The organism is Synechococcus lacustris str. Tous (assembly GCF_003011125.1).
Classification (GTDB): domain Bacteria; phylum Cyanobacteriota; class Cyanobacteriia; order PCC-6307; family Cyanobiaceae; genus Synechococcus_D; species Synechococcus_D lacustris.
This window is the reverse complement of the sequence record NZ_PXVC01000298.1, coordinates 1-630: the sequence shown is the minus strand read 5'-3', so window position 1 is coordinate 630 and position 630 is coordinate 1. Positions and strand designations below refer to the sequence as shown.

Below are 630 nucleotides of genomic sequence, written 5' to 3'. Positions count from 1 at the left end.
TTCCTTAACAGTGATCGCCCCATACGCAGCATCGCTATCACCAGTTCACTGCCAACGGAAGGGAAAAGCTTAGTAAATATTCTTCTCGCAAAAACTATTAGTGAAATGGGWCAACGAGTTTTATTGATAGATGCTGATCTTAGGAAGCCACAAATACATCACCGTTTAGGTCAAGATAATATTCAGGGATTGAGTAATCTACTTACAGATGATGGTAATCTGCATTGGCGCCAAGCAATTCAGCCTGTTAAAGGCAGAGATAACTGGTCGGTAATCACCGCCGGAAGGAGGCCGCCAGATCCAGCCCGATTATTGAGCAGCCACAGGATGGGTGCTTTGATAAATGATTTAGCAAATAGCGGCGAATTCGATCTTATTATTTACGATACACCTCCAGTATTGGGCTTAGCCGATGCAATGTTAGTTGCTGAACATCTAGATGGAATTATTCTACTTGTTAGTTTAGCTCGTGTTGATAGAGGCTTACCTAAGGAATCAATCCAGCGTATCTGCACAGCTGGAGCACCTTTACTAGGTATTGTTACCAATGCTGTTAAAAAAGAAAGCCGCTCTGCCTCTGCTTACGGTTACGGTTACGGTTACGGTTACGGTTACGGTTACGGTTACGGT

At 43.7% G+C, this 630-nt stretch carries 1 protein-coding gene; it reads left to right on the top strand.

All coding sequences use genetic code 11. From position 1 onward, the window contains the following. Positions 1 to 630, top strand: a 630-nt coding sequence (locus C7K08_RS15040) for a CpsD/CapB family tyrosine-protein kinase (protein WP_133165354.1), incomplete at both ends; no start/stop codon positions are given.